We start from the raw sequence: 25,425 nt of genomic DNA, 5'->3' as shown, positions 1-25,425 counted from the left end.
GTGCTGCGGGCGGGTGCTGCGGGCGGGTGCTGCCGCGGGCTATCGGGGCGCCGGCGCCGTGGACTCGCGCACGACCAGCCGCCGCCCGCTGACGCTCCGGGAGGTGACCTCCTCGCCGCGCACGAGCTGCTCGAGGAGGGCGACGGCGGTGCGCGCGCTCTCCTCCACGGGGGCGTCGAGGGCGGTGAGGCGGGGGCGCACGAGCGTCGAGACCCACGAGTCCTCCCAGGCGACGACGGACAGCTGCGCGGGCACCTGGACGCCGACCTCGGGCGCGTGCGCGACGATCTCGGCCGCGACGGTCTCGCTGTCGACGACCACGGCGGTCACGTCGCCGAGCCGGCCGAGCAGGTCGGCCACCGGGTCGCCCGCCGCCGGGTCCCACGCGGCGAACGAGGCGTCGACGCCGAGCTCGCCGGCGGCGCGGGCGAAGCGCCGGTCGCGGGCCCGGGTGTGCGCGAGGCCGGGCGCGTCGGTGACGCGCGCGACGCGGCGGTGGCCGAGGTCGGCGAGGTGCCCGAGGACGGTCGCGACGGCGGTGTCGTCCTGGACGGTGACGGCGGGCACGACGTCGCCCACGGGGGCGCCCAGCAGGGCCGCCGGGGCGCCCAGCTGCTCGACGAGCGCGAGGCGCGGGTCGTCGTTGCGCACGTCGACCAGCAGGAACGCGTCGACGCGCTGCTCGCCCCACCACTGGCGGTAGACCTGCTCCTCCTCGTCGGCGTGGACGAGGGTGAGCGACAGCGACCAGCCGATGTCGGCGAGCGGCTCGGTGAGGCCGGCGAGCAGGCGCATGAAGAACGGGTCCCGGCCGAAGGTCTCGCGGGAGCGGGCGATGACGAGCCCGAGGCTGCGGCCGCCCTGGCCGGAGACCTTGCGGCTGGCATAGTTCGGGCGCCAGTTCAGCTCGTCGGCCGCGGCCCGGATCCGGGCCGCCGTGGCCTCGGAGACGTTGGGGCGTCCGTTGAAGGCGTGGGACACCGCCGAGGGCGAGACGCCGGCGTGCTTGGCGACGTCGGCGATCGTCACGCGTTTCGGGCTCGTAGCAGTCATGGTGCGTCCGAGAGTAGGGGGTTGACCATGCTCTGTAAAGCGGTATACGTTGCACGCCACTTGATGTGTACCGCTTTACAAGAAGGCGGTGGCGGAGGACGTTCTCCGCTCCTCGAACGACGCACCGTAGCTCTCAGGGAGGACCAGTGACCCACGGCGTCAGCAGGCGCACCGTGCTGAAGGCGGCCATCGGCGGCGGGGTGCTGACCCCGCTGCTCGCAGGCTGCGGCGCCCTCTCCCCTGCGGGGAGCGGGCCGCGGTCGATCTCCGTGCACACCCAGCTCAGCGGCGCCGTCGCCGGGGCCCAGGTGTTCGCGGACGTCGTCGCCGCCTACCAGCGCAGCACCGGGCGCACCGTCGCGCAGCTCAAGAACGGCTCGGACCTGCCCATCGTCTTCGAGACGAGCACGCTGGCAGGCAAGGCGGCCGACGTCGCGATCGTCAACATGATGGGACGCACCCTGTCGTGGACGCGGCTCGGCGCCACCATCCCGGTGACCGACCTGCTCGACGACTGGGGCCTGCGGGACAAGATCTTCCCGGAGGCGCTCACCGAGTGGACCGACCCGCAGGGCCGGCTGCGCGCGTTCCCGTTCACGCGCACCAACTGGCCGGTGTCGTTCAACACCGGCCTGCTCGAGGAGGCCGGCGTCGACATCCCGACCACGTCGGACGAGCTCATCGCGGCCGCCGACGCCCTGCGGTCCAAGGGCATCGGCCCGGTCACCGTGGGCGGCTCGGACTGGAGCGGCCAGAAGATGTTCCTGCAGATCCTGCAGGGCTTCCTCACCGCGGACGAGGCGCGCGCCGTCTTCTCCTCCGGCAAGCTCTCCGAGAGCGCCGGGGCCCTCAAGGGCGTCGAGCACTTCGTCCAGCTGCGCGACGCGGGCGTCTTCGTCGACGACGTGCAGGGCTACACGTCGGACTCCGAGCTGACCCAGTTCAACACCCGCAAGGCCGCCATCGTGCCCGCGATGTCCTCCGCGCTCGCGCTCGTCCCCGGCGAGCGGGCGAAGGAGGTCACCGTCGGCGGCTGGCCGATGCCGTCGTCCGGCGGCGTGCTGACCCGCCCCAGCGTCATCAAGAGCTACAACGGGCACGGCATCTGGATCAGCGAGAACGGCGCGAAGAAGCTCGACCTCATCAAGCCGTTCGTCCAGTACCTGTACTCCGACGAGGTCGTCGACGACTTCATCCTCGGCTCCGGGCGCGACATGAACCGGGTCACGGACACCGTCAGCAAGGACTTCCCGCTGGTCGCGCAGGCCTCCCGGCTCACGGACGACGACGTCACGCCCGTCATGCTGCCCGACCTGCTCATCCCCGACGCCGTCTTCGAACCGATGGTCAAGGCGACCGCGATGGCCTACGGCACCGCGTCCGCCGAGCAGATCGTCGACACGTTCGAGAAGGCCTACCAGGCGGCCTGACCGCCGGCGCCACGAAAGGACTCCCATGACCACGCTCGTCGCCGCCGGCTCCCCGTCCGCCACCCGCGCCACCGCCCCCGGCTCCCCCGCCGGGACTCGTCGCCGCGCCCCGCTGCGCGAACGCTTCCCCGGCCTCGCCCTGCCCGCCCTCGTCTGGTACGCGGTCTTCATGATCGGCCCCGTGGTCGCGATGTTCGTCATCGCGTTCCTCTCCTGGCCGGGCATGCTCGCCACGCCGACGTTCGCCGGCCTCGGCAACTTCAGCGCCGTCTTCGCCGACCCCACGTTCTGGGCGGCCGTGCGCAACTCGGCCGTGCAGATCGTCATCGGGCTGCCGATCATGATCGTGCTCGCGTTCCTGCTCGCGTTCTACGTGGTGCAGAAGCCGCGCGGGCACCGCGTGCTGCGCTACCTGCTCTTCATCCCGGCGCTCATCTCCGCGCCCGCCACCGCCATGGTCTTCTACGCCATGCTCAACCCGGACGGCCTCGTCAACGGCGTGCTGCGCCCGCTCGGGTTCGACGGCACGGCCTGGCTCGCCGACCCGAGCACCGCGCTCGGCGCGATCATCGCCGTCGAGCTGTGGAGCGGCATCGGCTACTCCGCCGTGCTCATCGCCTCCCGGCTCGACGGCGTGGACACCGAGATCGTGCAGGCCGCGCGCATCGACGGCGCCGGCGACTGGCGCGTCGCCTGGCGCATGTACTGGCCGATCGCGCGGGACTTCATCGGCGTCGTGACGATGCTGCAGTTCCTGTCGATGCTGTTCAACTCCGCGCAGAACGTGCTGCTGCTGACGCAGGGCGGCCCCGGCACCTCGACGACGACTCTCGCCTACCTCATCTACCAGAAGGCGTTCGTCGAGGCCGACCTCGGCTACAGCCAGGCCGTCGGCGTCATCCTCTTCGTGATCGGCCTGGTCGGCATGGGCGCCATCCGCCGCGTGCTGCGCGCCACCCACTGATCCCCGACCTCGCCCTAGGAGAACCGTCATGGCCCGGCAGACCGCCGCCCTTCGGGTGCGGGACCGCATCGGCTCGATCACGAGCGGCACGCTCGCGTGGATCTACGCCGCCCTGCTCCTCGTGCCCTTCTACTACTTCATCGTCTCGTCGTTCAAGGACAACGAGCAGATCTTCGAGTCGCCCCTCGCGCTGCCCACCAGCTGGGACCTCTCGAACTTCACGACGGCCGTCCACCAGGCCGACCTCGGCCTCGCGATCGCCAACTCGGTGCTCACGACCGTCGGCGCCCTGGTGCTCACGCTGGTGCTGGCGCTGCCGGCGTCGTTCGCGCTCGCCCGCGCCCGGGGGCGCGCCGGCAAGGTCGTCGAGGGCGTCTTCGCCCTCGGCTTCCTCATCCCGTCGTTCGCGGCGCTGTTCCCGACCTTCCTGCTCGCCGCCGCCATGGGGCTGTTCCACACGCGCACCTTCATCGTGCTGCTGCTTCCCGCGACGGCGCTGCCGCTGTCGATCGTCATCCTGACGTCCTTCATGCGCACCATCCCGCGCGAGCTCGAGGAGGCCGCCTCCATGGACGGCGCGACCTCGCTGCAGGTGCTGCGCCAGGTCTACCTGCCGATCTGCATCCCCGGCATCGCGACCGTCCTCCTGCTCAACTTCCTCGCGTTCTGGAACGCCTACCTGTACCCCCTGATCCTCATCGGGCCGGACACCGCGCAGCGCACCATCCAGGTCGCCCTGCCGACCCTCAAGGTGGACGCCGGCACCGACTACGGCGTCCTCATGGCGGGGACGCTGTTCACGCTGCTGCCCGTCTACCTCGTCTACACGGTGCTGCAGCGCCAGATGCAGCGCGCGCTGCTGTCGGGGGCGGTCAAGGGATGACCCTCCCCTCCCCCGTCACCGCGGCGTCGCTGCCCCTGCGCACCCGCATCGGCCAGGTCAACCAGCGCCTCAAGGGCTGGGAGGCGGTGCGATGGTCGGGCGGGGCGCCGCGCGTCACCGACGTCCTGCGCGCCGAGGTCGACCGGTGGGGCGGCCTCGGCGCCCTGTACGGCGTGCTGCGCGCGGACCCGTGGTCCGCCGTGCGCTGGGAGAACGGCGTGCCGCCGGAGCGCAGCGCCGAGGCGTACGCCGCGGTCCAGGAGCACGTCACCCGGTACGGCGACGGGCTGCCCGTGCTGTTCGTCGAGGAGGCCCCGCACGGCCTCATGGCGCTCGGCGGCACGACGCTGCCGGTCAACCTCGCCCTGGGCGCCGGCATGGACGCGGGGCTCGCGCAGGAGCTCGCCGCCGTCGTGGCCGCCGAGGCGCGCGCCCGCGGCACGCACGTGGCGCTCGTGTCCGGGCTGGACGTGCTGCGCGACCCCCGCTGGGGCCGCGCGGAGGAGTGCTTCTCGGAGGACCCGGCCCTCGCCGCGGCGCTCGTCGAGGCGACGGTCCGCGGGATGCAGGGCACGACGTCCTGCGACGACCCGATCGACGGCGGCCACGTCGCGGTCGTCGCCAAGCACCTCGCCGGCCAGGGGGCGGGCATCGGCGGGCGCAACGGCTCCGGCGCCCCGATCGGGCGCCGCGAGCTCGGCGAGCTGCACCTGCGCCCGGCGTACGCCGCCGCCCGGGCGGGCGTCGCCGGCTACATGGCCGCGTACAACGACGTCGACGGCGTGCCGTGCAGCGCCAACGAGGAGCTGCTCACCGGCACCGTCCGCGACCGGTGGGGCTGGCGGGGCCTCGTCATGGCCGACGGCACGGCGATCGACCGGCTGCGTGACAGCTCCCCCGACCCCGCCTCGGCCGCCGCGCTCGCGCTGCAGGCGGGCGTCGACCTCAGCCTCTGGGACGAGGCGTTCACGCACGTCGAGGAGGCGCTGGACCGCGGGCTCGTCGCCGAGGCGGTGCTCGACCGCGCCGTCGACCGCGTCCTCGCCCTCAAGCACCGGCTCGGGCTGCTCGGCGGCACGCCCGCCGCGCCCGCCGCGCCCGGCCCCGCGCGCGACGTCGTCGCGCTCGTCGCGAGGGCGGCGCGGCAGGCCGTGGTCCTCGTGCACGACCACGGCGTGCTGCCGCTGCGCGCCGGCGCGACGGTCGCCGTCGTCGGCCCCAACGCCGACGACCTCGACGCCCAGCTCGGCGACTACACCCCGCCGCGCCCGCCCCAGGACCCGGGGTCGTCCACCGTGCTCTCGGCGCTCGCCGACCGGCTCGGCGCGGACCGCGTGCGGCACGCCGCCGGCAGCCGGCTGCGCGGCCCGCTCGACGACGGCGCGCTCGACGCCGTCCGCGCCGCGTGCGCGGACGCGGACGTCGCCGTCGTCGTGCTCGGCGGCACCAGCCGCCGCAGCTACGACGACGAGTTCGCCGACAACGGCGCCGTCGAGGGTCCCGCCGCGGACACGACGAACGGCGAGGGCGTGGACCTCTCCTCGGTCGCGCTGCCGCAGGCCCAGCTCGACGTCGCGCGCGCCGCGCGGGCGGCGGGCCGGCCCGTCGTCGGCGTCGTCGTGGACGGGCGCCCGCGGGTGCTCACCGAGCTCGCGGGGCTCGTCGACGCCCTCCTCGTGGTCCCGTTCCCCGGCCCGACGGGGGGCGCAGCGATCGCCGACGCCCTCCTCGCCGGCGCGGCCTCCGGCCGGCTCCCGGCCACGTTCCCCGTGGCCGACGGCGTCGTGCCCGTGGCGCACGACGAGCGCCTCGAGACCGCCCGCGGCTACCTCGGCCACCCCGTGGTGCGGGGGCTGCCGTTCGGGGCCGCGCACGCGCCGGGCGTCACGACGACCCTGCGCTCCCCCGCCGCGACCGTCCGCGCGGACGACCTCGCCGCCGGCGCCACCGCCGCGCTGACGGTCGAGGTGACGAACTCCGGGCCCGTCGCCGTCGACCTGTCGGTGCCGCTCTACGGCCGCCGGCACGAGCGCGGGATCCGGCCCCGACGCCGTACGCTCCTGGGCGTGCAGCGCGCCACGGTCGCGGCCGGCGCCACGACGTCCCTGACGTTCGACCTCGGCCTCGACGCGCTCGGCTCCTGGGCGACCGGCGAGCCGGTCGCCCTGCCCGTGACCGTCGGCGCGTGGTGCACCCCCGACCTCGACGAGCCCGCCGGCGCCGCCACCGTGCGCGTCACCGACCTGGAGGACACCACCCCGTGGGACCGCTGATCACGACCACCACGACCACCGGCGCGACGCCCCTCCACCCGGAGATCGAGGCGACGCTGCGCGCGGCCGCCGAGCGGGTGCGCGCCACGTCGGGCGAGCGCGTCGGCGCGATGGTGCTCGCCGCGCTGCGCCGCACGCTCACCGACACGCTGACGGTGGGCGCGGACGGCAGCGTCTTCGTCATCACCGGCGACATCCCCGCGATGTGGCTGCGCGACTCCACCACCCAGCTCACGCCGTACCTGCGGTTCCTCGCGGACTGCCCGCCGCTGGCCGCCCTCGTGGCGGGCGTCGTGCGCCGGCAGCTCGCCTGCCTGGACCACGACCCGTACGCGAACGCGTTCAACGACGGCCCGACGGGCGCGCACTACGACCCCGACGACGTGTGCGACGACCCGCACGTGTGGGAGCAGAAGTACGAGGTCGACAGCCTCGCCTACCCGGTGACGCTGGCGCACCGCCTGTGGCGGGAGACGGGCAGCGCGGAGGTCTTCGACGAGCGCGCCCACCGGGTGCTGCGGACCGTCGTCGACCAGCTGCGCGCGGAGCAGCGCCACGACACGTCCCCGTACCGCTTCAGCCGCGAGACCACGATCCCGACCGAGACGCTCGCGCGCGACGGCCGCGGGACGCCGGTCGCGTTCACCGGCATGACGTGGAGCGCCTTCCGCCCGTCCGACGACGCGTGCACCTACGGCTACAACGTGCCGGCGAACCTGTTCGCCGCGCAGGCCCTGCGCGCGGTGGCCGAGATCGCCGAGGAGGTCTGGGCCGACGCGGCGCTGGCCGCCGACGCCCGCGCCCTCTCGGGCGAGCTGGTCGACGGCGTCGCGGCGCACGGCGTGGTCCCCGCCCCGGGCGGCACCGCCGGCGCGCGCGTCTACGCGTACGAGGTGGACGGCCTCGGCGGCGTGCTGTGCATGGACGACGCGAACACCCCGTCCCTGCTGTCGCTCCCGCTCGTCGCACCCGACGTCCTGGACCACGACGTCTGGCGCGCCACCCGCGCCTTCGTGCTCGGCCCGGCGAACCCGTACTGGTTCTCCGGCACCGTGGCGGCCGGCGTCGGCAGCCCGCACACCGGGCCCGGCCGCGTGTGGCCCATCGCGCTCGCCGTCGAGGGTCTGACGGGCACCCCCGCGGACCGGGCGCGCCTGCTGCAGCTCGTCGCCGACACCGACGGCGGCACCGGACACGTGCACGAGGGCTTCGACCCGTCGGACCCGACGACGTTCTCCCGGCCGTGGTTCTCCTGGGCCGACTCCATGTTCTGCGAGCTCGCGCTGGCCGTCGCCGACGACGCGGGCGCCTGACCTGACGAGAGCCCCGGACGGCCTGCCGTCCGGGGCTCTCCTCGGCCCGCTATCTTGCATCACAAGGAACCTGGTACCTTGTGTGACATGGTACCGACGCCCGACGCCGTCCTCACCCAGCTCCGCAAGGGAGTCGTGGAGTACTGCGTCCTGGCCTGCCTGCGCTCGGGGCCCGCGTACGGGCTCGAGCTCGCCGAGCGCCTCGGCGACGCGAGCACCCTGCTGACCAGCGAGGGCACGCTGTACCCGCTGCTCTCCCGCCTGCGCCAGCAGGGCTGGGTCACGACGACGCAGGTCGCGTCGCCGGTAGGCCCGCCGCGCCGGTACTACGAGCTCACGACCGAGGGCCGGGCGGCGCTCGAGACGTTCACCGCCACCTGGTCCCGGTTCACCACCGACGTCCGCACGACCCTGGAGCCACGATGACCGCCGCCCCCGCGTTCCCGCCTCTGGTCGAGGCGTACCTCGCCGACCTCGAGCGCGCCCTCGCCTCGAGCGACCCGCGCGAGCGCGCCGAGACGCTCGCCGCCGTGCGCGAGCACGCCGCCGAGGCCCTGGCCCTGCACGGGGCCGACGACGCCGGCGCCCGCAGGGTGCTGGACGAGCTCGGCCCGGTGGACGACATCGCCGCCGCGTCGACGCCGGCCGCCTCCGGCCCGGGCGGCGGGCCCGCCGCGGCGCAGGCCCCGCGCACCCCCGCCGCGGACGTGTGGCTCGTGGTGCTCGCGGTGGCGTCGCTCGCCGTGTTCGTCGTGCCGCTCGTGGCCGCCGCGGCGGTCGTGTGGGCGGCGGTACGGCTCCGCTCCGGAGCCGGGAACCGCGGCCTGCAGCGGCTCGCGCTCGTCGTGGGCGCGGTCTCGTTCGCCGGCGCCCTGGCCCTCTACGTGTCGCACCTGGTCGCCGCGGGGTGAGCGGCCCGGCCGACGGGCGGCGCTCCGGGGTTCAGGTCGCGGGAGCCGGTCGCTAGGCTGGCCGTCGCGCGACGGTAACCGGTTTCCCGCCCGTCGCCGTCCCAGCGACGTGACGGAAGGCGACCATGACGAACTACGGCAACCCGGTCCTCGACGCGGACTGGCCGGACCCCGACGCCGTGCGCGTCGGGGACGACTACTGGCTGGTCGCGTCCAGCTTCCACCGCGCCCCCGGGCTGCCCGTGCTGCGCTCGCGCGACCTCGTGTCCTGGGAGCACGTCGCCAACGCGCTCCCCGCGCTGCCCCCGGCGGGCCACTACGCCCTCCCCCGGCACGGCTCGGGCGTGTGGGCGCCCAGCCTGCGCCACCACGACGGGCTCTTCTGGATCGTCTACCCCGACCCGGACCACGGCATCTTCGTCCTCACCGCCGCCGACCCGCGCGGCCCGTGGTCGGAGCCCTGGTGCCTGCTCCCCGGCCGGGGCCTCATCGACCCGTGCCCGCTGTGGGACGACGACGGCCGGGCCTACCTCGTGCACGGCTGGGCCAGGAGCCGGGCCGGGGTGAAGAACCGGCTCACCGTGGTCGAGGTGGACCCTGGCCTGCGCGGCGTCGTCGGGCCGGGGCGCACGGTGGTCGACGGCGACGAGCTGCCCGGCTTCCGCACCCTGGAGGGTCCCAAGCTGTACCAGCGCGACGGCTGGTACTGGATCTTCGCCCCGGCGGGCGGGGTCGCGACCGGCTTCCAGGTCGCCTTCCGGTCGCGGTCCGTGTGGGGGCCGTACGAGCACCGCGTCGTGCTCGCCCAGGGCGACACCCCGGTCAACGGCCCGCACCAGGGGGCCTGGGTGGACACGCCCGACGGCGAGGACTGGTTCCTGCACTTCCAGGACCGGGGCGTCTTCGGGCGGGTCGTGCACCTGCAGCCCATGCGCTGGGGCCCGGACGGCTGGCCGGTGCTCGGCGACGCGGGCCGGCCGGTGCTCACGCACCCCACCCCGGTCGCGGGCGCCGAGCCCGGCGAGCCCGTGCGCAGCGACGACTTCGCCGCCCCCGGCCTCGCGCCGCGCTGGCACTGGCAGGCCAACCCCGGACCCGGCTGGGCCGGGGCCGAGGGAGGCGGCACGCTGCGGCTGCCCGCCCAGCCGTCGCCGCGCGGGAACCTGCGGGACCAGGGCGCCGTCCTGTGCCAGCAGCTCCCCGGACGGCCGAGCACCTGGGAGACCCGCGTCGAGCTGGTCGGCGACGCCCCCGGCACCCGCGCCGGCGTCGCCGTCCTCGGCCGCGCGTACTCGTGGGCGGGCCTGGACCGCACGCCCGCCGGCGTCGAGGTGACCGTGCGGCGTGGCGGCCCCCACGGCGACGAGGAGGTCGTCGCGCAGGAGCCCGTGCCGGGCGGCGGCCGGACCGTCGTCGTGCGCGCCGCCGTCGACGCCGCCGGCGTCGTCACCTGGGGCTGGCGCGACGCCGCCGACCCGGGGGCGCCGTGGCGCGAGCCCGCCCCCGGCTGGCAGGCGCACGAGGGGCACTGGGTCGGCGCGGAGGTGGGCCTGTTCGCGAGCGCGCCCCTCGGCGCGGACCTGCGCCCCGGCGACGGCGGCGCCTTCGGGCCGGTCCACGTCACCGTCGCCGGGAAGGAGGCCTGATGCCCCGGTCCGCGGGGCCGACGATCGACGAGGTCGCGGCCGCGGCGGGGGTGTCCCGCGCCACCGTGTCGCGCGTGATGAACGGCCGGTCCACCGTGGCCCCGGACATCGCCGAGCGGGTCCGCGGGGTGGCCCGCGACCTGCGGTACCAGCCCAGCCGGGTGGCGCGCAGCCTCTCCCTCGGCCGCACCAACTCCGTGGCGCTCGTCGTGCCCGACCTCGCGAACCCGATGTTCCAGCAGATCCTGCGCGGCACGATGGCGGCCGCCGCGCCCCACGACTACCGCGTGCTCGTGGCCGAGACCGTGGAGAACGCCCGCGCCGAGGCCGAGGTCGCGCTCGAGGCGCGGCAGCGGTGCGACGCGCTCGTCCTCGCCGCGCCCCGCACGTCCGAGGACGAGCTGCGCGACCTGCTCCCCCGGCTGGAGCCGGTCGTCGTGGTCAACCGGCACGTGCCGGGCCGCACCGTGCCGTCCGTCCGCGTCGACTACGGCGCCGGCGTCCGCAGCATGGTCGACCACCTGGTGGCCCTGGGGCACCAGGAGCTGGCCTACGTCGCCGGCCCGCCGTCGAGCGCGTCGAACGCGCTGCGCGTGCGCGCCCTCGACGACGCGCGCGAGCGGCACCCCGGCCTGCGCGTCACGACCCTGCCCTGCGGCCCCACCGTCGAGGCCGGCTACCGCGTCGCGGACCGGGTGCTGGCGACGGACGCGACGGGCGTCGTCGCGTTCAACGACCTCGTCGCGTTCGGCCTGCTGGCGCGTCTCGACGAGGCCGGCGTGGCCGTGCCCGGCGACCTGTCCGTCGGCGGCTTCGACGACATCGAGCTCGCCCGGTACGCGACGCCGTCCCTCACGACGGCCGCGGTGCCACAGGCCGACCTCGGCCGGCGCGCCTGGGAGCTGCTGCACGCGCGCGTGCTCGGGGTCGAGCGCAGCCGGCTCGGCGCGGAGGGCATCGCCCTGCACGTCACGCCCGCGCTGGTCGTGCGGGGCAGCACCGGGCCGGTGCCGCCCGCGCGGCGGCACGGGGCGCCCGCCGGCGTGGCCGACGGCGGCCCGACGGGGTGAGCCGGACCGGCGCGCGGGGGTCGGTGGCGGGCAGTAGGGTCGACGACGGACTTCGGCCGCGGGCGCGGCCGCGCGGCACCTTCCACCCCGGACGACACAGGAGGCGGCATGGCTGAGGACGTGCGTCGGTGACCCCCGTCGAGGCCTGGCCTCCCGGGCGGCTCGACGTCGTCGGGTCGTGGACGCTGCGTACCGTCGACGAGCTCTCGGACGTGCGCTCGGAGCTGGAGACACGGCTGCCGTGCGACTGTCCCGCCGCCCGCGTGGGGCCGTCCCCCGCCGCGGGTGGGCTGTCCGGCACGCAGCGCATGGTGCTGGTCGCGAGCGAGCTCGTGGCGAACGCGCTGGAGCACGCGCGCCCGCCGGTCGTGGCGCGGCTGCTGTGCGACGGCGACGTCGCCGTGCTCGACGTCGTCGACCGCAGCCCCGAGGCGCCCCCGGTCGTCCCGGAGGGCCGCGAGCCCGGCGAGGGCGGGCACGGGCTGCGGCTCGCCGCGACCGTCGCGGACCGCGTCGGCTGGTACCGCGCCGGCGGGGAGAAGCACGTGTGGGCGCAGTTCACCGTCCCCGCGCCGCAGGCGGGCGCCGCTCCCGGCCACGGCCCCGGTCACGCACAGGTCCACGTCCATGGGCAGGGTCACGCGCCGGGCCACCGCCTCACGACCGCCGCCTCGGCACCGTCCTACCGCGGCAGGTAGCGCTCTGGCGGGAAGGCCGCGGCGACGATCGCGCGCAGGTCCTCCAGGTCCCCGTCCACGAGCCCCCGCGCGCGGGCCTGGACCAGCAGGTTCCCGATCGCCGTCGCCTCGACCGGACCGGCCACGACCGGCAGCCCGGAGCGGTCGGCCGTCGCCTGGCACAGCACCGTGTTCTGCGCGCCGCCCCCCACCACGTGGATGGCCGCGACCGGCCGGCCCGCCAGCCGGGCCGCCGTCGCGACGGCGTCCGCGAACGCCTGCGCGAGGCTCTCCACGATGCTGCGCACGTACTCCCCGCGGGTCGCCGGCACCGGCCGGCCGTGCTCGCGGCACCAGTCCGCGATGCGGCCGGGGACGTCGCCCGGCGGCAGGAAGCGCGGGTCGTCCACGTCGAACACGGTCACCGGGCCGGTGACGCGCGCCGCCTCGGCCAGCAGCTCCTGCAGGGTGCTCGACCGCTGGGCGTCCGTGGACTCCCGCTCCCACGTGCGGATCGACTCGGACAGCAGCCACAGCCCCATGACGTTGTGCAGGAAGCGGGTGCGGCCGTCCACGCCGCCCTCGTTGGTGAAGCCGGCCACCCGCGCGTCCTCCGTGAGCACGGGGGCGTCGAGCTCGAGGCCGACCAGCCCCCACGTGCCGCAGGAGACGTACGCGGCGTCCCGCTCGGTCGCGGGCACCGCGACGACGGCCGAGGCCGTGTCGTGGGAGCCGACGGCCGTGACCTCCAGGGCCCGGCCCACGTGCTGCGCGACGTCCGGCCGCAGCACGCCGAGCGACGCCCCGGGGTCGACGAGGGGCGGCAGGATGCCCGCCGGGATCCCGACGAGGTCGGCGAGGCCCGTGTCCCACTCCCCCGTGCGCGGGTCGAGCAGCCCGGTCGTGGAGGCGTTGGTGCGCTCCGCCGCCTCGGCGCCGGTGAGCCAGTGCGCCAGCAGGTCGGGCACCAGCAGCACGCGGTCGGCGAGGTCGAGCAGCGGCCCCTCCGTCGCGAGCTGGAACACCGTGTTGAACGGCAGGTGCTGTAGGCCGTTGCGGGCGTACAGCGCCGCGGCGTCGACCCGGGCGTGCACCCGCTGCACGCCGGCCGCGGTGCGCCCGTCGCGGTAGTGGTACGGCGCGCCGAGCAGCCGCCCGGCGCGCAGCAGGCCATAGTCCACGGCCCACGAGTCGATCGCGACGCCGAGCACCTCCCCCGGCGCCTCCCGCTCGGCCGCGGCCAGCCCGTCCAGCACCTGGCGGTAGAGCTCCAGCAGGTTCCAGTGCAGGCCGTCGGGGGTGCGCACCGGGTCGTTGGGGAACCGGGCCACGTGCTGCAGCCGCAGCCCCCCGGGGCCCACCGCGGGGTCGAACCGCCCGAGGATGACGCGGCCGCTGGTGGCGCCCAGGTCGACGGCGGCCAGGACGCCCGCGTGCGCCGGGCCCGGGGTCGCGCCGCTCACCGCAGGAACGCCTGCGCCACGCCGGCGTCGACGGGCACGTGCAGGCCGGTGGTGTGCGAGAAGTCGGGCGTGCACAGCGCGAAGACGGCGTTCGCGACGTGCTCGGGCAGCACCTCGCGCTTGAGCAGCGTGCGCTGGGCGTAGAACGCGCCCAGGTCCTGCTCCTCGATGCCGTACGTCTTGGCGCGGTTGGCGCCCCAGCCCGAGGCGAAGATGCCCGACCCGCGCACCACGCCGTCCGGGTTGATGCCGTTGACCTTGATGCCGTGCTCGCCGAGCTCGGCGGCCAGCAGCCGCACCTGGTGCGCCTGGTCGGCCTTGGTGGCCGAGTACGCGATGTTGTTCGGTCCCGCGAACACGGAGTTCTTCGACGAGATGTAGACGATGTCGCCGCCGAGCTTCTGGTCCACGAGGATGCGCGCCGCGTTCTTGGCCACGAGGAACGAGCCCTTGGCCATGACGTCGTGCTGCAGGTCCCAGTCGGCCTCGGTGGTGTCGAAGAGCGACTTGCTCAGCGACAGCCCCGCGTTGTTCACGACGATGTCCACGCCGCCGAAGGCGAGGACGGCCTCGGCGAGCGCGGCCTGCACGGCGGCCTCGTCCGCGACGTTCGCCGCCAGCCCCACGGCGACGTCGGTCGAGCCGATCTCGGCGGCCGCGGCCTGCGCCTTCGCCAGGTCGAGGTCGGCGACGACGACGCAGGCGCCCTCCGCCGCGAGGCGGGTCGCGATGGCCTTGCCGATGCCCGACGCCGCGCCGGTGACGAACGCGATCCGGGTCGCGAGCGGCTTCGGCCTCGGCTTGCGCTGCAGCTTCGCCTCCTCGAGCGCCCAGTACTCGATGCGGAACTTCTCCGACTCGTCGATGGGGGCGTACGTGGACAGCGCCTCGGCGCCGCGCATCACGTTGACGGCGTTGACGTAGAACTCCCCCGCGACGCGCGCGGTCTGCTTGTCCGCGCCGTAGGAGAACATGCCGACGCCCGGCACGAGCACGATCGCCGGGTCCGCGCCGCGCATGGCGGGCGGCTCCTCGCCGCGGGCGCGGGCCTCGGCGGCGCCGCGCTCGTAGTAGGCCGTGTAGTCGGCGCGGTACGCCTCGTGCAGCTCGGGCAGCCGCTCGACGACCTCCGCGACCGTCGCGGTGGCGGGCAGGTCCACGACCAGCGGCTTCACCTTGGTGCGCAGGAAGTGGTCGGGGCAGCTCGTGCCGAGGGCGGCGAGGCGCGGGTGCTCGGCGTGCGCCAGGAAGTCGAGGACGACGTCGGCGTCGGTGAAGTGGCCCACCTGCGGCCGGTCGTGCGACGCGACGGCACGCAGGTGCGGGGCGAGCGCGGCTGCCTTGGCCCGGCGCTCGTCCTCGGGCAGGGCGGCGTACCCGTCGAGCGCGGGGCCGAACGGCTCCGGGCTCCCGTGCTCGGCGATGTACGCGGCCGCGGTCTCGATGATCCACAGCGAGCTCGCCTCGGCCTCCTCGGCCGTGTCGCCCCACGCGGTGATGCCGTGCCCGCCGAGCACGGTGCCGATCGCGTCCGGGTGCGCGGCCTTGAGCTCCGCGATGTCGAGCCCGAGCTGGAAGCCGGGCCGGCGCCACGGCACCCACAGGACCTTGCCGCCGAAGACCTTCTGCGTGAGCTCCGGGCCGTCGGCCGCGGTGGCGATCGCGATGCCCGCGTCCGGGTGCAGGTGGTCGACGTGCGCGGCGTCGACGAGGCCGTGCATGGCCGTGTCGATGCTGGGCGCGGCGCCGCCCTTGCCGTGCAGGCAGTAGTCGAACGCGGCCACCATCTCGTCCTCGCGGTCCACCCCCGGGTAGACGTCGACCAGCGCGCGCAGGCGGTCGAGGCGCAGGACGGCGAGGCCGGGCGCGGTGAGGGTGCCGAGGTCGCCGCCGGAGCCCTTGACCCACAGCAGCTCGACGTCCTGGCCGGTCACCGGGTCCTGCGCGGTCCCCTTGGCGGACGTGTTGCCGCCGGCGTAGTTGGTGTTCCTCGGGTCGGCGCCCAGGCGGTTCGACCGCGCCACGAGGGCCTCCACGGTCGGGTTCGTGGTCTCGTTCGTCATCGGTGCTCCGGGGATCGGTCCGTCGGCCGACGGACGTGAGTGGGTGCGGGTGCGGGGAGGGCGACGGGTCAGCGCGGCGGCTCGTGCGCGGTGCCGACCAGCGCGTCGCCGGTCAACCAGGCGGCGAACCGCGCGAGGGTGCGCGCGCAGCCGGGGTGGTCGGGCTGGTTGAGGTGCCCGTGCGTCGTGCCGTCCTCGCGGTCGACCATGACGTCCACCCCCGCGGCGGCGAGCTCGGCGGCGTAGGCCTCGCCGCCGGAACGCAGCGCGTCGTGGTCGGAGTTGACGATCAGCGTGGGCGGCAGGCCGCGCAGGTCGTGACCGCCGGGGAACGCGTAGGGCGAGGTCGCCGGGCCGTCGTGGCCGAGGTAGTTCGCGTTCATCGCGCGCACCGCCGCCGGCGGGAAGTCCTTCTCCGGCGGCAGGGCGGCGATCTTCGCGGCGAGCTCGGCGCTCGGCACCGGCAGCTCCTGGTGCGTCACCGGGTAGGCGAGCACGACGCTGCGGGGCGCGCCGGCGTCGACGCCGGGGACGCCGGGGACGCCGGGGACCTCGCCGTCGCGCAGGCGCAGCGCCGCCCCGGCGGCGAGGTCGCCGCCCGCGCTCGCCCCGCCGAGGGACCAGCGGCCGGCGGGGACGCCGAGGCTCGCGGCCACCGGGCCGGTCGAGGTGGCCGACGCCCACGCGAACGCGAACGCCACCTCCTCGGACGGCACCGGGAACCGCACGCCGCCCGCGCCGGGCTCCGCCTCGGAGGCGCGGTAGTCGATCGCCGGGACGAGGCGGTACTCGACGCTCACGACGGCGACGCCCGCCGCGGCCAGGCCGCGCGCCACGCCGTCGGCCTCGGGCATCTCCAGGTCGCCGTGCACGAACGCGCCGCCGTGCGCCCACACCAGGCCCGCCACCGGCGCCCCGGCCGGGACGTAGACGCGGACGCGCAGGTCGCCGTGCGGCCCGTCGAGCACGCGGTCGGAGACCGTCACGGCGTCCGGGCCGGCGCCCGCCCGGGGGGTGCCGGCGGTGGCGCCGGTCGCCGTCGTCGTCATCTCAGGCGCCCCAGCCGGCCTGCGTGCCGCCCACGCGCTCGGCGGCGATCTTCGCCAGGTAGCCGGAGGCCGCGAACGCCCGCATGGGCTCGGGGTCGAGGCCCTGCTCCGTGCGCAGGTCGGCGAGCAGGCCGCGGACGTCCGTGTTGTACGCGTCCATGAGCACGCCGTTCGCGCCGAGCACGTCGCCCGACCGCTGCGCGGCGTCGAGGGCCTCGGCGTCGACGAGCAGCGCCTTGGCCGTGGCCTCCTGGACGTTCATGACGGAGCGGATCTGGCCGGGGACCTTGTCCTCGACGTTGTGGCACTGGTCGAGCATGAAGTTCACCCCCGACTCCGGGCGCAGCGCGTCGGCCTCCACGATCTCGTGCATGATCCGGAACAGCTGGAACGGGTCCGCGGCGCCGGCCATGAGGTCGTCGTCCGCGTAGAAGCGCGAGTTGAAGTCGAAGGCGCCGAGCCGGCCCTGACGCAGCAGCTGCGCCACGATGAACTCGATGTTGGTGCCGGGCGCGTGGTGGCCCGTGTCGAGCACGACCTTCGCCTTCTCGCCGAGGGCGATGCAGTGCAGCAGGGACGTGCCCCAGTCCGGCACGTCCGTGTGGTAGAACGCCGGCTCGAAGAACTTGTACTCGAGCACCATGCGGTGGTCGTCGTCGAGCTCCGCGTAGATCGCCGCCAGCGACTCGGCGAGCCGGTCCTGGCGGGCGCGGATGGAGTCCTGCCCCGGGTAGTTGGTGCCGTCCGGCAGCCAGATCTTCAGCTCCTGGGACCCCGTGGCACGCATGACGTCGATGCACTGCACGTGGTGGGCCACGGCCTTGCGCCGCACCGCCGGGTCGGCGTGGGTGAGCGAGCCGAGCTTGTAGTCGTCGTCCTGGAACAGGTTCGAGTTGATCATCCCGATGGTCACGCCGTGCTCCTTGGCGTGCCGGGCCAGGTCGGCGAAGTCGTCGACCAGGTCCCACGGGACGTGCAGGGAGACCCGCGGCGCGATGCCGGTGTAGGCGTGCACCTGCGCGGCGTCGGCGATCTTCTCGTACGGGTCCCGCGGGGTCCCCGGCGAGCCGAAGACCTTGAACCGGGTGCCCGAGTTCCCGAACGCCCACGAGGGCAGCTCGATGGTCTGCTCGCCGAGGGCCTTGCGCAGCCGTGCGTCGAGCACGGGCGTCGTCGCCGTCATGTCTCCTCCTCGTCCGCGCTCCGTCACGCGGTGCTGTGGCGCCCGTCGTGCGGCCGCGCTTTGAATCGTTTCATACCCTAGGCGGGTGCCCCGGCGGCGTCAACCGCCCGCTCAGGATCGGTCATCGGCCCCGCGACCGCCCGCGCGACCCGTCAGGGCCGGCGGCGGGTCGACGCGGCGCCGGTCCTGACCGCCGCACGGGTCAGCCGGCGCGGCGCGCGGCGTCGAGCTGCGCCTCCAGGTGGAACACCTCCTCGAGCTGGACGAAGCCCTCGTCGGGCCGGCCCTCGGAGGGCTCGAACAACCCCTGCATCGCGGCCTGCCAGCGCTCGTTCACCTCGCGGGCGGCCATGTCCCGCTGCGCGCGCTCGTAGTCGTCCGTGCGCAGCACGCCGACCAGCAGCCCGTCGGCGCCGAGGAACAGGCGGTAGTCGCGCCAGCCGGTCTCGGCGAGGGCCTCGAGCATCTCGGGCCAGACGGCGGCATGGGCCGCCCTGTACTCGTCCAGCCGGTCGCGCCGCACCCGGGACACGAAGCAGACGTGCGTCGTCGCACCGTCGTCTGTGAAACGGTTCATACGATGAACCTAGCAACACCGGACCACGCACAGGTACCTCTACGCTGGAGCCCAGGCGTGACGAGGCGCCCGAACCACGAGGAGCACACATGACGACGACCGCCCCCCGCCGCCGCGCGTCGATCAGCGACGTCGCGCGCCAGGCCAAGGTGTCGGTCGGCACCGTCTCCAACGTGCTCAACCGCCCGGACCGCGTGTCCCCCACCACCCGCGAGCGCGTCCTCGCCGCGATCGACGACCTGGCCTTCGTGCCCAACGGCTCCGCCCGCCAGCTCCGCGCCGGCACGCTCACGACGGCGGGCGCCATCGTGCTCGACGTCTCCAACCCGTTCTTCACCGACGTCGCCCGCGGCATCGAGGACCGGCTGGAGGAGGCGGACTACACCCTCATGCTCGCCAGCTCCGACGAGAACCCGGAGCGCGAGGCCCGCTACCTGCGCCTGTTCGAGGAGCACGGCGTGCAGGGCGTCATGGTGGTGCCCGCCACGGACGACGTCGAGCACCTCGAGACGCTCCGCGGCCGCGGGCTGCGCGTGGTGCTGCTCGACCGGCCGTCGCCCGTCGGGACGCTGTCGTCGGTGGCCGTCGACGACAAGGCGGGCGCCGGGGCCGCCGCACGCCACCTCGTCGAGCTGGGCCACGAGCGCATCGCCTTCCTCAACGGCCCGCACACGATCCGCCAGTGCGCCGACCGCAGCGAGGGCCTGCGCGACGCGCTCGTCGAGCTGGGCCTCGACCCCGGCGAGGCGCTCGTCGAGATCACCGTCGCGACCCTCAACGCCGACGGCGGCCAGGCCGGCACGGAGCAGGTGCTCGGCCTCGCGGACCGCCCCACGGCCACGATGTGCGTCAACGACCTCACGGCGCTGGGCGCCCTGCGCACGCTGCGCGCCGCCGGGGTGCCCGTGCCGTCGGGCATGGCCGTGGTCGGCTACGACGACGTCGCCTTCGCCGGCGAGCTGGCCACGCCGCTGACGTCGGTGCGCCAGCCCACGCACCAGCTCGGCCACCGCGCGGCAGACCTCCTCCTCGACCCGGAGGACACCGTGGAGCAGGTGACGTTCCAGCCCGAGCTGGTCGTCCGCGAGTCGACCACCGGCGTCGGCTGACCGACCCCGCACGCGCGTCCGTCGCGTGGCACGGTCGTCGGCCGACCGCGGGCAAGCGCTTCCCGCTTGAATCGATACATGACAGACTCGGGCCATGCGACGACGCACGACACCGGAGTCCACCCCGACCCCCCGCGCCTGGAACGCCGACCTCGTCGGCCTCGGGTTCGGCGGCGACTACAACCCCGAGCAGTGGCCGCAGGACGTGCGCCTCGAGGACCTCGAGCTGATGCGCGAGGCCGGCGTCAACGTCCTGAGCGTGGCGATCTTCTCCTGGGCCACGATCGAGCCGCGCGAGGGCGAGCTGGACTGGACCTGGCTCGACGAGACCATGGACCGCCTGCACTCCGCCGGCATCCGCGTCGCGCTCGCCACCGCCACCGCGTCGCCCCCGCCGTGGCTCACCCGCAAGCACCCCGAGATCCTCCCCCGCCTGGCCGACGGCACGGTGCTGCACCAGGGCGGCCGCCAGTCGTACGCCGTCACGCACCCCGTGCACCGTGACTACGCGCTGCGCATGACCACCCGCATCGCCGAGCGCTACCGCGACCACCCCGCCCTCGCGCTGTGGCACGTGGACAACGAGATCGGCTGCCACGTGCCGCGCGACTTCTCGGACGCCGCCGCGGCCGACTTCCGGCGGTGGCTGGCCGACCGGTACGGCAGCGTCGACGCCCTCAACGAGGCGTGGGGCACGGCGTTCTGGTCGCAGCGCTACGGGTCGTTCGACGACGTGCTGCCGCCGCTGTCGGCGCCCACGTTCGCCAACCCCACGCAGCAGCTGGACTTCGACCGGTTCTCCTCCGACGCGCTGCTCGACTACTACCTCGACCTGCGCGACACGCTGCGCGAGATCACCCCGCGCGTGCCCGTGACGACCAACCTCATGGCCACCGCGCACTCCAAGGGCATGGACTACTTCTCGTGGGCGCCCGAGCTGGACGTCGTCGCGAACGACCACTACACGATGGCCGCGGACCCCGAGCGCCACGTGGACCTCGCGTTCTCCGCCGACCTCACGCGCGGCGTCGCGGGCGGTGAGCCGTGGATCCTCATGGAGCACTCGACGTCCGCGGTGAACTGGCAGCCGCGCAACACCCCTAAGGTGCCGGGCGAGATGCTGCGCAACTCCCTGCAGCACGTGGCCCGCGGCTCCGACGCGGTGATGTTCTTCCAGTGGCGCCAGTCGAAGGCCGGCGCCGAGAAGTTCCACTCCGCGATGGTGCCGCACGCCGGCCGCGACTCCGACGTCTGGCGCGACGTCGTCACCCTCGGCCGCGCCCTGCGCGCGCTCGGCGAGGTGCGCGGGTCGCGCGTGCGCTCCCGTGCGGCGCTGGTCGTGGACTGGCCCTCGTGGTGGGGCTCCGAGCTCGACTCCCACCCCTCGCAGCACCTGCGCTACATGGACCAGGTGCAGGCCTGGTACCGGGCGCTGTGGCGGCTCGGCGTCACGACCGACCTCGTGCCCGCGGGCGCCGACCTCGACGGCTACGACCTCGTCGTCCTGCCCACCACGTACGTCGTCTCCGACGCGGACGCGGCGCGCGTCGCGGCCGCCGCCGAGCGGGGCGCGACCGTGGTGGTCACCTACTTCTCCGGCGTCGTCGACCCCCGCGACCACGTGCGGCTCGGCGGCTACCCCGGCGCGTTCCGCGACCTGCTCGGCGTGCGCACCGAGGAGTTCTGGCCGCTGCAGGAGGGCGAGACCGTCCGCGTCACGGGCAAGGCCGTGGGCGGCGACGCCGTCGCCGACCTGTGGACCGAGAAGTCGCGCGCCGCGGACGGCACCGAGGTCGTCGCGGCCTACGCCGACGGCGCCCTCGCCGGGCGGCCCGCGGTCACGCGGCGCGAGGTCGGGTCCGGCCGCGCCTGGTACGTCGCGACGCGGCTGGACGAGGCGGGGCTCGGCGCCCTGGCCGAGCAGCTCGTCGCCGAGGCGGGCGTGGCGGCCGACGTCCCGGTGCCGGCCGGCGTGGAGGTCGTGCGGCGGTGGTCGCAGGACGGCGCGACGTCGTGGCTGTTCGCGATCAACCACACCGCCGCGGACGCGGCGCTGGGCACGGACGGGACGCCGGTGACGGGCACCGAGCTGCTCACGGGCGACGCCGTCGACGGCGTGCTCGCCGTGCCCGCGGGCGCGGTGCGCGTCGTGCGGGTCGGTTGATGCCCGACGTCCCCCGCGGCCCGGTGGGGCCGTTCGCCTTCGTCTTCTGGAACGACGACCTGGACGACGACGCCGTGCTCGCGCAGCTCCGGGAGATCGCCGGGGCCGGGTTCGTCGGGGTGACGCTCAGCGCGCGCGTCGGGCTGAGCCGGCGCGTGGGGTACCTGACCCCCGAGTTCCTGCGGCTCGTGCGGGTCGCGGTGGACGAGTGCGCCCGGCTCGGCCTGGCGGTGATGCTCTACGACGAGGCGTCCTACCCGTCCGGGTCGGCGAACGGAGCCGTGGTGGCGCGCGACCCGGCGTTCGCCGCGCGCTGCCTGGTGCCGGTGCCGCGCGACGTCGTCGTGCCGGGCGACGGCCCCGGCCCCCGGCACGACGTCGCGGGGTACTGGCGCCCCGCGCTGGGCCGGGACCTGGACGCGCGGCTGCTCGCCGTGGTCGCGCGGCGCGCCGCGGCCGGCGACATGGACGGGGACGTGGACGTGGACGGGGGCGTGGACGGGGACGGGGACGACACCGCCGTCCTGCTCCCGGTGCGCGCGCCGGGGCTGGTGCTCCTGGACCTGCCGCCGGGCGCCTGGACGGTCACGGCGGTGTTCGACGCGGCGAGCGGCGGCACGATCCGCGGCGCGCACGCGGAGCAGGACGACGGCTCCGCCCTGGCGCCCGCCGCCGCGGACCTGCTGGACCCGGCCGCCGTGGCGGCGTTCCTGGAGATCACGCACGACGCGTACGCGGCGGCGCTGGGCGACCACCTGGGCACGACCGTCGTCGCGATGTTCACCGACGAGCCGTTCCTGCTGGGCCGGGGGCACCGGCCGCACGCGCGCCCGTACACGCCGGGGCTGGAGGCCGAGGTCGCGGCGTCGCTCGGGGTCGACGTCGCGGAGGTGCTGCGCCGCCTGCCCGCCCTCTGGGACGCGGGCGACGGCACCCGCCCCGGCGGCACCGACCCGGGCGCCACGGGCTTCGTGCGCGCCTACGACGACGCCGTCCGCGCGCGGCTGCACCGCGTCTACTACGACGCCCAGGCCGCCTGGTGCGCGGCCCACGGCGTCGCGCTGACGGGGCACCCGGCCGAGCCGGACGACCTGGCCACGGCGACCCGCATGCACTGGCCGGGGCAGGACACCGTGTGGCGCTGGGTGCTGCCGGACGACGGCAGCGGCCTCGAGGGCCCGGAGAGCACGGCCCCGAAGGTGGCCGCGAGCGCCGCCCGGGCCCGCGGCGGCGCGCCGTCGGTCACGGAGGTGCTGGGCGCGTACGGCTGGCGGCTCGGCCTCGACGAGGCGCGCTGGCTGCTCGACTGGTACCTGAGCCGCGGCGTGACGACGCCCGTGCTGCACGCGTTCTTCGCCTCGGTGCGCGGCGGCCGGGCGTTCGAGAGCGAGCCGGACCTCGGCCGGTGGAACTCGTGGTGGCCGCACCTGCCGCCGTTCGTCGGGTACGTCCGGCGGGTGGCGGAGCTGCTCGCCGCGCACCCGCCGGTGTGGCCGGTCGGGGTGCTGAGCCGCCCCGACGCCGCGCCGTCGGGCCCGGTGGTGCGCGCGCTGCTGGAGGCGCAGGTCGACTTCGGGTACGTGGACCGCGCCGGCGCGGGGCTCGGCGGGCGCCCGGTGCTGCTCGACCCCGACGGCGGCGTGCCCGACGTCGCGGCGCTCAAGGACCGACTGCGCGCGGCCGGGGCCCCGGTGGTGGACGCCGAGCCCCCGGCGCCGGACCTGCGCGTCGTGGTCCTGTCCGGCGGGGCCGGGTACGTCCTCTTCCACGAGGGCGAGGACGAGGTCCGCACCGCGCTGCGCCTGCCGGCCGTGCCCGACGACGCGTGCTGGTGGGACCCGTTCACCGACGCCCGGCGCGCGGTCGAGCGGGACGGGGACGGCCGGGTGCTCGTCGCGCTGGGCCGCCGGCGCACCCTCGCGCTCGTCGCCGCCGACGGCCACCCGGTGCAGCCCGCCGCCCCGGCGCCCGCGCACCGCGTCGACGTGTCGGGCTGGCGCGGCACCGTGGCGCGGGTCGTGGGCGACGCGGCCTCGACCCACGACGACGCCCCCGGCACCCCGGACGACGCCGCGCACGAGCTCGGCCTCGGCGACTGGGCCCGCGAGCCCGGCCTGCGCCGGCTCTCCGGGTCGGTGCGGTACGTCGCCGAGGTGGACGTGCCGCCGGGCGCGGGCGCCGCGCGGCTGGACCTCGGCGTCGTCGGCGACGCGGCCACGGTCCGCGTGGACGGCGAGGTCGTGGGCCACGCGCTCACCGCGCCGCACGTGCTCGACCTCGCCCCCGGCGTCCTGCGGCCCGGGCGTCGCGCGCTGGAGGTGCTGGTGAGCAACAGCGCCGCCAACTACTACGAGGGCGACCGCCGCCCGTCCGGGCTGATCGGGCCGGTCACCGTGTCCTGGTGACCGGGCCGGGGCGCACGGTCGCGGCGTAGGTCGTGGCCGAGGCGTCGGCGGAGAGCCGGTCGATCAGCGTCGTCATGGCGGCTCCCACGGCGGCGTGCTCCGCCACCACCCGAGCGCCGTCGCCCCACCGGTCCCCCCACCGGTCCCGGAGCGGCCGGAGCTCGTCGGCCCGCGGGTCCTGGGCGGCGGCCTCCAGCACGGCGAGGCGGCGGGCGCGCGGGCCGACGCCCGCCTCCGCCAGCACCCAGTGCAGCAGGCTCGCGAGACCCGAGTCGCGGTCGTAGCCCCCGTGGGCGGAGAAGAACTCGCGCTCGTGCGGGTCGAGCAGGAAGTCGCGGTGCATCGAGAGGCCGAAGTCCGTGAGGAGCAGGCGGCCGTCCCGCACGAGGACGTTGCCCGGGTGCACGTCCAGGTGCAGCAGGCCGTGCGCGCCCGTCCAGTCCGCGAGGGCGACGAGCTGTCGTGCCGCGGACGAGATCGCGGCCGCCCCCGCGCCGCGCGCCAGCTCCCCCCGCAGCCACGAGCCGAGCGTGTCCGGCACGTGCTCGAGGAACAGCACGACGCTGCGGCGGGCGGAGGCCAGCAGCTCGACCCGCCGGCGGACGCGCGGCCAGGCCGTGCCCCAGCGGCGCCGCGCCTCCTCGCCGTCGACCTCGGAGACGTCCGCGTGGCAGGGCTGGTCGAGGACGCGCCAGTGATGGAGCAGCGGGAAGGCGTCCGTCGCGCCGGAGGCCACCCAGCCCGTCGTCAGCTCGTGCGCCGCGATCTCGCGCCCGGCCCCGAAACCCGGGCTCCCGATGCCGTAGTGGCACGCCGGCGGGAGGTCGAAGACGTTCGCCGTGCTGCGGGGCGCCTGCTCCTCGATCCGCGTGAGCGGCAGCCGCTTGACGAAGACCTCGGTGCCGAGCACCCGGGTCCGCGACGTCGACCCGCCGATCCCGACGGACAGCGGCTCGGCCCCGGCGACCAGGGCGAGCACGTCGGTGTCGTCGAGGCGGGCGAGAGCCGCCGAGAGGGAGGGACGCTGCGGGTCGGGGGACACCCCGCCGACCCTAGCCGGGCGGCGGGCCGCACCGGCCGGCCCCCGCGCGGCGGAAATGGCCTCGCGCCCCGGCCGGCGGATCCGTAGGGTGCACGGCGATGGGAACCCTGTGAGCACCCCCGCGCCGACGCGTCGAGCAGGTCAGGAAGG

General features: G+C 75.7%; 20 protein-coding genes. 13 read left to right on the top strand and 7 right to left on the bottom strand.

Going from position 1 to position 25,425, the window contains the following annotated elements:
- Positions 1-39: 39 nt before the first annotated feature.
- A complete protein-coding gene (locus ACFU5J_RS12505; protein ID WP_430574369.1) occupies positions 40-1,029 on the bottom strand; it encodes a LacI family DNA-binding transcriptional regulator in 990 nt (329 codons plus the stop codon).
- 170 nt (positions 1,030-1,199) lie between these two features.
- Between ACFU5J_RS12505 and ACFU5J_RS12500 the strand changes: the two genes are divergently transcribed.
- The 10 genes from ACFU5J_RS12500 to ACFU5J_RS12455 all read left to right on the top strand — a co-directional run bounded on the left by ACFU5J_RS12500 (position 1,200) and on the right by ACFU5J_RS12455 (position 12,241).
- On the top strand, positions 1,200-2,483 hold the full coding sequence (locus tag ACFU5J_RS12500) for an ABC transporter substrate-binding protein (protein WP_430578909.1): 1,284 nt from the start codon (positions 1,200-1,202) through the stop codon (positions 2,481-2,483).
- 25 nt (positions 2,484-2,508) lie between these two features.
- A complete protein-coding gene (locus ACFU5J_RS12495; protein WP_430574367.1) occupies positions 2,509-3,447 on the top strand; it encodes a carbohydrate ABC transporter permease in 939 nt (312 codons plus the stop codon).
- A gap of 28 nt (positions 3,448-3,475) precedes the next feature.
- Positions 3,476-4,330: a carbohydrate ABC transporter permease gene (locus ACFU5J_RS12490; protein WP_430574366.1), complete on the top strand. Its 855-nt coding sequence runs from the start codon at positions 3,476-3,478 to the stop codon at positions 4,328-4,330.
- Positions 4,327-6,603, top strand: a complete 2,277-nt coding sequence (locus ACFU5J_RS12485; protein ID WP_430578908.1) for a glycoside hydrolase family 3 protein — start codon at positions 4,327-4,329, stop codon at positions 6,601-6,603. Before ACFU5J_RS12490 ends, ACFU5J_RS12485 begins: the two co-directional genes overlap by 4 nt.
- Entirely contained in the window at positions 6,591-7,916 is a 1,326-nt protein-coding gene (locus tag ACFU5J_RS12480) for a glycoside hydrolase family 125 protein (RefSeq protein ID WP_430578907.1), read from the top strand. The genes ACFU5J_RS12485 and ACFU5J_RS12480 overlap by 13 nt, the downstream gene beginning before the upstream one ends.
- A gap of 87 nt (positions 7,917-8,003) precedes the next feature.
- Positions 8,004-8,342: a PadR family transcriptional regulator gene (locus tag ACFU5J_RS12475; protein WP_430574363.1), complete on the top strand. Its 339-nt coding sequence runs from the start codon at positions 8,004-8,006 to the stop codon at positions 8,340-8,342.
- The gene (locus tag ACFU5J_RS12470) at positions 8,339-8,827 is read left to right on the top strand and encodes an HAAS signaling domain-containing protein (RefSeq protein ID WP_430578906.1); all 489 of its coding nucleotides are present in this window, start codon (positions 8,339-8,341) and stop codon (positions 8,825-8,827) included. The genes ACFU5J_RS12475 and ACFU5J_RS12470 overlap by 4 nt, the downstream gene beginning before the upstream one ends.
- Before the next feature lie 125 nt (positions 8,828-8,952).
- On the top strand, positions 8,953-10,473 hold the full coding sequence (locus tag ACFU5J_RS12465) for a family 43 glycosylhydrolase (protein WP_430578905.1): 1,521 nt from the start codon (positions 8,953-8,955) through the stop codon (positions 10,471-10,473).
- Entirely contained in the window at positions 10,473-11,543 is a 1,071-nt protein-coding gene (locus ACFU5J_RS12460; RefSeq protein ID WP_430578904.1) for a LacI family DNA-binding transcriptional regulator, read from the top strand. Before ACFU5J_RS12465 ends, ACFU5J_RS12460 begins: the two co-directional genes overlap by 1 nt.
- A 128-nt stretch (positions 11,544-11,671) precedes the next feature.
- On the top strand, positions 11,672-12,241 hold the full coding sequence (locus ACFU5J_RS12455) for an ATP-binding protein (protein WP_430574351.1): 570 nt from the start codon (positions 11,672-11,674) through the stop codon (positions 12,239-12,241).
- On the opposite strand, the gene ACFU5J_RS12450 is transcribed toward ACFU5J_RS12455, so the two are convergent.
- From ACFU5J_RS12450 to ACFU5J_RS12430, 5 genes are all read right to left on the bottom strand, one after another.
- Positions 12,226-13,683 (bottom strand): rhamnulokinase family protein, encoded by a 1,458-nt coding sequence (locus ACFU5J_RS12450; protein WP_430578903.1) that lies wholly within the window; start codon positions 13,681-13,683, stop codon positions 12,226-12,228. The two genes, ACFU5J_RS12455 and ACFU5J_RS12450, sit on opposite strands and share 16 nt — an antisense overlap.
- The gene (locus tag ACFU5J_RS12445; protein WP_430578902.1) at positions 13,680-15,746 is read right to left on the bottom strand and encodes a bifunctional aldolase/short-chain dehydrogenase; all 2,067 of its coding nucleotides are present in this window, start codon (positions 15,744-15,746) and stop codon (positions 13,680-13,682) included. The genes ACFU5J_RS12450 and ACFU5J_RS12445 overlap by 4 nt, the downstream gene beginning before the upstream one ends.
- Positions 15,747-15,814: 68 nt before the next feature.
- Positions 15,815-16,795, bottom strand: a complete 981-nt coding sequence (locus tag ACFU5J_RS12440; RefSeq protein WP_430578901.1) for an alpha/beta hydrolase — start codon at positions 16,793-16,795, stop codon at positions 15,815-15,817.
- A 1-nt stretch (position 16,796) separates the two neighbouring features.
- Positions 16,797-17,978, bottom strand: a complete 1,182-nt coding sequence (gene rhaI, locus ACFU5J_RS12435; protein WP_430578900.1) for an L-rhamnose isomerase — start codon at positions 17,976-17,978, stop codon at positions 16,797-16,799.
- A 202-nt stretch (positions 17,979-18,180) separates the two neighbouring features.
- Positions 18,181-18,555, bottom strand: a complete 375-nt coding sequence (locus tag ACFU5J_RS12430; RefSeq protein WP_430578899.1) for an L-rhamnose mutarotase — start codon at positions 18,553-18,555, stop codon at positions 18,181-18,183.
- An 89-nt stretch (positions 18,556-18,644) separates the two neighbouring features.
- On the opposite strand from ACFU5J_RS12430, the gene ACFU5J_RS12425 reads away from it, so the two are divergent.
- From ACFU5J_RS12425 to ACFU5J_RS12415, 3 genes are all read left to right on the top strand, one after another.
- Complete coding sequence (locus tag ACFU5J_RS12425; protein ID WP_430574345.1) at positions 18,645-19,664, top strand: LacI family DNA-binding transcriptional regulator; 1,020 nt, start codon at positions 18,645-18,647, stop codon at positions 19,662-19,664.
- A 94-nt stretch (positions 19,665-19,758) separates the two neighbouring features.
- Positions 19,759-21,828: a beta-galactosidase gene (locus ACFU5J_RS12420; RefSeq protein WP_430578898.1), complete on the top strand. Its 2,070-nt coding sequence runs from the start codon at positions 19,759-19,761 to the stop codon at positions 21,826-21,828.
- Positions 21,828-24,233: a hypothetical protein gene (locus ACFU5J_RS12415; protein WP_430578897.1), complete on the top strand. Its 2,406-nt coding sequence runs from the start codon at positions 21,828-21,830 to the stop codon at positions 24,231-24,233. The genes ACFU5J_RS12420 and ACFU5J_RS12415 overlap by 1 nt, the downstream gene beginning before the upstream one ends.
- Here the strand turns inward: ACFU5J_RS12415 and ACFU5J_RS12410 are convergent.
- Positions 24,217-25,275: a phosphotransferase gene (locus tag ACFU5J_RS12410; RefSeq protein WP_430578896.1), complete on the bottom strand. Its 1,059-nt coding sequence runs from the start codon at positions 25,273-25,275 to the stop codon at positions 24,217-24,219. The two genes, ACFU5J_RS12415 and ACFU5J_RS12410, sit on opposite strands and share 17 nt — an antisense overlap.
- Positions 25,276-25,425: the final 150 nt, after the last annotated feature.

Origin of the sequence: Isoptericola sp. NPDC057559, from assembly GCF_042801555.1 — a bacterium.
In the GTDB taxonomy this organism is placed as follows: domain Bacteria; phylum Actinomycetota; class Actinomycetes; order Actinomycetales; family Cellulomonadaceae; genus Isoptericola.
This window is presented reverse-complemented; position numbering and strand designations above follow the sequence as displayed.